Origin of the sequence: Paractinoplanes atraurantiacus, from assembly GCF_900215205.1 — a bacterium.
In the GTDB taxonomy this organism is placed as follows: domain Bacteria; phylum Actinomycetota; class Actinomycetes; order Mycobacteriales; family Micromonosporaceae; genus Actinoplanes; species Actinoplanes atraurantiacus.
Genome location: NZ_OBDY01000055.1, coordinates 23,220 through 30,479, shown reverse-complemented (window position 1 = coordinate 30,479; position 7,260 = coordinate 23,220). Strand labels below are relative to the sequence as shown.

Annotated in this window: 6 protein-coding genes; 4 read left to right on the top strand and 2 right to left on the bottom strand. The window is 68.7% G+C overall.

The features are described from left to right. Both CRP55_RS54225 and CRP55_RS50525 read right to left on the bottom strand, forming a co-directional pair. Nucleotides 1-217: hypothetical protein (locus tag CRP55_RS54225; protein ID WP_218855207.1), on the bottom strand; the 217-nt coding region annotated here is incomplete at its 3' end. A gap of 350 nt (nt 218-567) precedes the next feature. Continuing rightward, entirely contained in the window at nt 568-1,617 is a 1,050-nt protein-coding gene (locus tag CRP55_RS50525; protein ID WP_097329268.1) for a LacI family DNA-binding transcriptional regulator, read from the bottom strand. 217 nt (nt 1,618-1,834) lie between these two features. Here CRP55_RS50525 and CRP55_RS50520 point away from each other — a divergent pair, with 217 nt between their 5' ends. Genes CRP55_RS50520 through CRP55_RS50505 form a run of 4 tightly spaced genes read left to right on the top strand, consistent with a single transcriptional unit; the run spans nt 1,835 to nt 7,250 of the window. Next, complete coding sequence (locus CRP55_RS50520; protein ID WP_097329267.1) at nt 1,835-3,076, top strand: sugar ABC transporter substrate-binding protein; 1,242 nt, start codon at nt 1,835-1,837, stop codon at nt 3,074-3,076. Nucleotides 3,077-3,133: 57 nt separating this feature from the next. After that, the gene (locus CRP55_RS50515; RefSeq protein ID WP_438865861.1) at nt 3,134-4,660 is read left to right on the top strand and encodes an ABC transporter permease subunit; all 1,527 of its coding nucleotides are present in this window, start codon (nt 3,134-3,136) and stop codon (nt 4,658-4,660) included. Next, complete coding sequence (locus CRP55_RS50510) at nt 4,657-5,499, top strand: sugar ABC transporter permease (RefSeq protein ID WP_097329265.1); 843 nt, start codon at nt 4,657-4,659, stop codon at nt 5,497-5,499. The genes CRP55_RS50515 and CRP55_RS50510 overlap by 4 nt, the downstream gene beginning before the upstream one ends. After that, nucleotides 5,496-7,250, top strand: coding sequence for a glycoside hydrolase family 13 protein (locus CRP55_RS50505; RefSeq protein WP_245924021.1), 1,755 nt, complete (start codon nt 5,496-5,498; stop codon nt 7,248-7,250). The genes CRP55_RS50510 and CRP55_RS50505 overlap by 4 nt, the downstream gene beginning before the upstream one ends. Nucleotides 7,251-7,260 lie beyond the last annotated feature (10 nt).

Here is a 7,260-nt window from a genome sequence, read left to right as displayed (position 1 = left end):
AGGGGCGAGGTGGGGCCAAGGGTGGCATCGGGGTGTCGCCGTGCAGGCTGCGCCATTTTCGGGTGTGTCGTTGTATCAATCCGTATTGCCGGCGCTCGTGGTGATCGCGGCGGAATTCTTCTTCGCCGGCGGAGTAGTTACGGCGCCGGGTGGGATCGCGCCATTGAGATATTTGCGTCTGGCTGAACAACTGAATCTGACCCCGTATCTGGCGCATGAGTTATTCTCCCGCGAGCCCAGCCGGAGCGGTAAGAGAGAAAACGTGCCACATTCGCGTGGGCCATCAGACAGGCCTGAATTCTCATGCCGCGCTCCGGGCGGCGGGCCACGTGTACCGGTTACTCATCGTGAGTAAGCGGCGTCCTCTGCGTTCCCGGTGCTACCCACCTCCGCCTCTGCGCATCTGGCGTACCGGGCTCTGCACCGGAACCCGTACGCCGACACGGGCCCGGTGGTGTGGGCCCTGCGGCTGGGCGCCGGCGGGGTGGTGCCGCGCCGGTGTTGGCGGGGTTGGTCAGGAGGCTGGGCGTCGGTGAGGTGGTGCCGCGCCGGTGGTGGAGGGGTTGGTCAGGCGGCTGGGGTGTCGGCGGGGAGGGAGCGGCGGGCCGGGGCGATCGCCGTGGAATCGCGGACCACGAGCTCGGGGCGGAACAGGTATTCCGAGTGGGGGGCGCCGTGGCCGTTGATCTCGTCCATCAAGGAGCGGACGGCCGCCACCGCCATGGCCGGGACCGGCTGGCGGAGTGTGGTCAAGGGTGGGTCGGTGAAGGCGATCAGCGGTGAGTCGTCGAAGCCGATGACTGACACGTCGCCCGGGACCGAGAGGCCGCGGCGGCGGGCGGCGCGGATCGCGCCCAGGGCCATCAGGTCGGAGCCGCAGACCAGGCCGGTCACGCCCATCGCGAGCAGGCGGTCGGCCGCGACCTCGCCGCCCTCGACGCCGAACAGGGTGAGCGACACGAAGTCGTCGATCGACGAGTCGGGGACCTTCAGCTCGCGTTGCAGCGCCTGGCGATAGCCGGCCAGTTTGCGCTGGGTCGAGATGAAGCGGTGCGGTCCCGAGATCATGCCGATCCGCCGGTGGCCGAGGGCGACCAGGTGGGTCACGGCCAGGTCGCCCGCGAGGCGGTCGTCGCAGGAGACGAACGGCGCCTCGATGCCCTCGGCGTAGCCGTTGACCAGCACGATCGGCAGCGGACGGTCGAGCAGGCGCTGGTAGCGGGCGTGGTCGGCGGTGGTGTCGGCGGACAGGCCGGACACGAAGACGATGCCGGAGACCTGCCGGTCGAGCAGCATCTCCACGTACTCGTCCTCGGTGACGCCGCCGGGCGACTGGGTGCACAGCACCGGCGTGTAGCCCTGCTGGGCCAGCGTCGACTCGATCACCTGGGCGAAGGCCGGGAAGATCGGGTTGTCGAGCTCGGGCACCACCAGGCCGACCAGGCCGGCGCTGCGTTTGCGCAGCCTTTCCGGCCGCTCGTAGCCGAGAACGTCGAGAGCGGTGAGCACCGCCTGGCGGGTCTCGTGGGAGACCCCCGGGCGGTCGTTGATGACACGCGAGACCGTCGCCTCACTGACCTGGGCCTGACGGGCGATGTCGGCCATCCGTGCACGCATGGCGACAACTCTAGTGCCGCCGTGTTGCCGGCGAGTTCCTGCAAGCTCTTCCATTGATTGCAAGGACTTGCTAACGTCCCCGCAACACCAGCGACACGAGCCGATCTCTCAAAAGATCAGGTGAGCTGTGCTTATTCGTAGTTGACGATCAACATCCCTGCAAGCCCTTGCGATGTCGGCTTGCAGTTGACGCAAGAACCTTCAAAGGGAGACCACTATGCGCATCCGTGCAGTGGGCGTAGCCGCCACTATGACCTGCGCGTTTCTCATAACAGGCTGCGGAGCCGACAAAACGGACGCGAGCGCTACAAAGCCGTCGGCTGCGGCAGAGGCGAAGGCGGGCGGCGAGCTCGTCATCTGGGCCGACGACAAGCGCTCGGCCGCCCTCAAGCCCTTCGCCGACAAGTTCGGCGCCGAGAACGGCGTGACCGTCAAGGTCCAGGCCATCTCCAAGGACCAGCAGACCACCTTCGTCACCGCCTCCCAGCAGGGCAGCGGCCCGGACGTCATGGTCGGCGCGCACGACTGGATCGGCAACCTCGTGCAGAACGGCGCCATCGACCCCGTGCAGCTCTCGCCCGAGCAGACCGGCGGCCTGGCCCCGAACGCGCTCAAGGCGGTCACCTTCAACGGCCAGACCTACGGCGTGCCGTACGCCCTGGAGAACCTCGCCCTCATCCGCAACACCGACCTGGCCCCGAAGGCGCCGGCCACCATCGAGGAGCTGGTGGCCACGAAGACGAAGGCCACCGAGAAGCTCTGTGTGCAGGTCGGCCAGAACGGCGACGCCTACCACCTGTACCCGCTCTACTCGAGCGCCGGCGGCTACCTGTTCGGCACGACCGCCAACGGCGACTACGACCCGAAGGACCTCGGCGTCGGCAAGCCGGAGTCGGTCGCCGCGTTCAAGAAGATCGCCACCCTCGGCGAGAAAGGCAATGGAGCTCTCAAGCGCTCCATCACCCCCGAGAACTCGATCGCCACCTTCACCTCGAAGAAGTGCGCCTACCTGATCTCCGGCCCCTGGGCGGTCACCGACGTCAAGAAGGCCAACATCAAGTACGACATCAGCCCGGTTCCCGGTTTCGCGGGTGGCAAGCCGGCCCAGCCGTTCCTCGGCGTGCAGACCTTCTATGTCGCCTCGAAGGGCAAGAACAAGGCTCTCGCTCAGGAGTTCGTCACCAACTACGTGACCACTCCCGAGCTGGCCGTGGCGCTCTATGAGGCCGAGCCTCGCCCGCCGGCCCTGACCGCCGCCTTCGACCAGGTCAAGGGCAGCGACCCCGACCTGCAGAAGTTCATCGACGCCGGCAAGAACGGCATCCCGCTGCCGGCGATCCCCGAGATGGCCGCGATCTGGGACCCGTTCGGCAAGGCCGAGGCCGCGGTGGTCGGCGGCGCCGACCCGGCGAAGACGATCACCAGCGCCGGCAAGACGATTCAGGCAGCGATCAAGTAAATGGTCATGCAGCTCGACGGGCCCGCTACCCAGCGGGCCCGTCCCCCCAAGCCGGACATGCCGGATAAATCCGCGGGATGGTTCAAGATCATCCTGCTCGGGCTCACCACCGCGATCGCGATCTGGGCCGCATTCCCGCTCATCGACAACAAGGCGTGGACCGGCCTGGCGATTCTGATCGGCACGACCGCGGCGCTGCTCTACCTCTACCTGACCCCGCGCCACATCCCGGCGAAATATCTGGCCCCCGGCACGATCCTGCTGATCGCCTTCCAGATCTTCCCGGTCCTCTACACCGCGAGCACCGCCTTCACCAACTTCGGCGACGGCCACCGCGGCACCAAGGCCGAGGCCGTCGTGGCCATTCAGACCGCGTCGGTCACGCAGGTGCCGGGTTCCCTTCAGTACGCCCTGACGGTCGCGACCACCGGAGACACGGCCACCGGGCCTCTCGTCTTCCTGATCACCGACCCGGCCACGAAGCAGGTGTCCGCGGGCGACGCGAACGGCCTGACCCCTGTCGAGGCCACCGTCACCAGCGCGGGCCGGGTCACCGCCGCGAGCGGCTACACCGTCCTCACCACCGGCCAGGCCAGCCTGCGCAGCAAGGAGATCACCGCCCTGGCCGTGCCCACGGCGGGCGGCGCCATCCGCTCCTCCGGCCTGTCCCGGGCGTACGAGGGCAAGGCAGGCCGGGTCTACGACGCGTCCTGCGACTGCGTGCGCGACACGACCACCGGCAAGTCGTGGCGCGCCGACGAGAGCCTCGGTCTCTTCGTGGCCGGCGACGGCGAGCGCCTGGCCCAGGGCTGGAAGGTGACGGTCGGCTTCAGCAACTTCACCCGGGTGCTCACCGATCCCGCGATCTCCGGGCCCTTCCTCCGTACCCTCGTCTGGAACTTCGCCTTTGCTCTGCTCTCGACCGGCGGAACCTTCGTGCTCGGGCTGCTGTGCGCGATCGCGTTGCACTCCAAGCGGGTCCGGGGCCGCACCCTCTACCGGGTGCTGCTGATCCTCCCGTACGCCATGCCGTCGTTCGCGATGTTGCTGGTCTGGCGGGACATGTTCAACACCGACTTCGGCCTGATCAACAACCTGTTCGGCACCGACGTGGACTGGTTCGGCGGCTCGGCCTCGGCCCGCTTCGCGGTGATCCTGGTGCAACTGTGGCTGGGATATCCGTACATGTTCCTGGTCGCCACCGGCGCCCTTCAGGCCATTCCGGGCGAGCTCACCGAGGCGTCGCGGATCGACGGCGCCGGGGCCTGGGCGGCGTTTCGGAAGATCACGCTGCCGCTGCTGATGGTCGCGCTCACCCCGCTGCTGATCTCGTCGTTCGCGTTCAACTTCAACAACTTCAACGCGATCTACCTGACCACCGAGGGCGCGCCGTTCCCGGCCGACAACCCGGCCAACGGCGCCACCGACCTGCTGATCACCTACACGTACCGGCTGGCGTTCGGCGGCGCGGGCGCACAGTATGGCTTTGCGGCCGCCATATCGATCTTCATCTTCCTCATCGTCGCCGTCGTGTCGGCGATCAGCTTCCGGCGGACCCGGCGTCAGGAGGAGGTCTACTCATGAAGTGGTTGAAGCAGGTGGGCTGGCGGCACGGCGTGGCGATCCTGATTCTGGTCTTCGCGATGGTGCCGATCGTCTTCGTGGTGTCGGCCGCGCTCAACCCGCTCGGCACGCTCTCGTCGTCCCAGCTGGTGCCGAGCGGTGCCTCGTTCGGCAACTTCACCCGGCTGCTCGGCGACACCGCGTTCGGCAGCTGGTTCCTCAACTCGATCGTCATCGCGGCCACCGCCTCGGCCGCTTCGGTCTTCTTGAGCGCGCTGGCCGCGTACGCCTTCAGCCGTCGCCGTTTCCGCGGCCGCCGGGTGGGGCTGTTGTCGCTGCTGCTGATCCAGATGTTCCCGCAGTTCCTGGCGATCGTGGCCATCTTCCTCATGTTCTCGACCATCACCGATTACTGGCCGGCGATCGGCTTCAACACGTGGTGGGGCCTGATCCTGCTCTACCTGGGCGGGGCGCTGGGCGTGAACACGTGGCTGATGAAGGGTTTCTTCGACACGGTGCCGCGTGAGCTCGACGAGTCGGCCACCATCGACGGCGCCAGCCATCCGCAGGTGTTCTTCCGGATCCTGCTGCCGCTGGTGGCGCCGATCCTGGCCGTGACCGGGCTGCTCGCCTTCATCGGCACCATCAACGAGTTCCTCATCGCCAACGTCTTCCTGACCGACACCGGGGCCAAGACGCTCTCGATCGGGCTGTGGGGCCTGGTGGCGGGGGAACGGGACGCCAACTTCGGCATGTTCTGCGCCGGCACCCTGCTCACCGCCATCCCCACCGTGCTCGTCTTCCAGCTGTTGCAGCGCTACATCACCGACGGCTTGACCGCGGGGGCGGTCAAGGGATGATGAGGCCGCACCACGACGGCAGCGAGCTGTACGTGAGCGATCCGGCGCCCGCGCTCGGCGACACGGTCAGTGTCTTCGTGCGGGTGCCGCGCGGCACCGGCGTGTCGCGGGTGCACATGCGCTGGGTCCGCGACGGCGAGCCCGTCTTCACGTCGGCCGTCGTGGACCGGCGCGGACCGGGCGGCGACACGTGGTGGCGGGCCGACCTGCCGGTGCACAATCCCGTGACCACGTACCGTTTCCTGCTCGGCACCACGCGCGGCATGCGGTGGCTGACCGGGATGGGGCTGACCACGCACGACGTGCCCGACGCGACCGACTTCCGGGTGGTCGCCCATCCACCGCCGCCGCCGTGGGCCCGCGACGCCGTCGTGTATCAGATCTTCCCCGACCGGTTCGCGAAGTCGGCCGAACGGGAGCTGCCGGACTGGGCCGTCGGCGCCGCGTGGGACGACCCGGTGGTGCGGGGCCCGAACGCGCTGCGCACTTTGTACGGCGGCGATCTGGACGGCATCGCACAGCACCTCGACCACATCACCGGCCTGGGCGCCAACACCCTCTACCTGACGCCCTTCTTCCCGGCCCGCTCCAACCACCGCTACGACGCCACCACCTTCGACCACGTCGACCCCCTGCTCGGCGGCGACCGCGCGCTCGAGCGGCTCTCCGCGGCCGCCCGTGAGCGCGGCGTTCGCCTGCTGGGCGACCTCACCACCAACCACACCGGCGACGCCCACGAGTGGTTCCCTCAGGAGAAAGAGCTTTATTACGTACGCCCGGACGGCGGTTACGAGTCGTGGCGCGGCGAGCCGACCCTGCCCAAGCTGAACTGGGGCAGCGACGAGCTCCGCCGCCGGTTCGCGCGGATCGTCCGGCACTGGCTGGCCGAGCCGTACGCGCTGGACGGCTGGCGCATCGACGTGGCCAACATGACGGCCCGCTTCGGCACCGACGACTTCACCCACGAGGTCGCGGCCCTGCTCCGGCAGGCCATGCACGACGTTCATCCGGACGGCCTGCTCATCGCCGAGCACACCCACGACGCGTCGAGCGACCTCGACCGCGACGGCTGGCACGGCACGATGAACTACTCCGGCTTCACCCGTCCGGTGTGGAGCTGGCTGCGCGCCGACGACCTGCCGTTCGACAGCTTCCTGGGCGTGCCCGAGGAGGTGCCGGTGGCCGACGCGGCCTCGGTGGCCGCGACCATGTCGGCCTTCGCGGCCCAGATGTCGTGGCGGTCGTGGACGACCTCGTGGCAACTGCTCGGCTCGCACGACACGGCCCGCATCCGCACGGTCGTCGGCTCGGCCGAGCGGCAGGAGGTCGCGGCCGGCCTGCTGTTCACCCTGCCCGGCACGCCGATGCTGTTCGCCGGCGACGAGCTCGGGCTGACCGGCGCCGACAACGAGCAGGCGCGCGTGCCGATGCGCTGGGACGCGCCGGTGCTCGGCTTCTACCGCGACCTGATCGCGCTGCGCCGGTCGTCGCCGGCGCTGCGGCTGGGCGGGCTGCGCTGGGTGCACGCCGACGGCGACAGCCTGATGTTCCTGCGCGAGAGCGCCGAGCAGAGCCTGCTGATCCTGGCCCGCCGGTCGCCCGGTCAGCCCTTCAAGCTTCCCGGTCTGCCGCCCGGCACGACCTCCGAGAACCTTTACGGCGGCGCCCGGCCGCTGTACACCGAACCTGATGGTTCCACCGTCATCGATGGCTATGGCCCGACCGTCCAGGTCTGGTCCGTCCGCAGTTGAAGGAGACGTA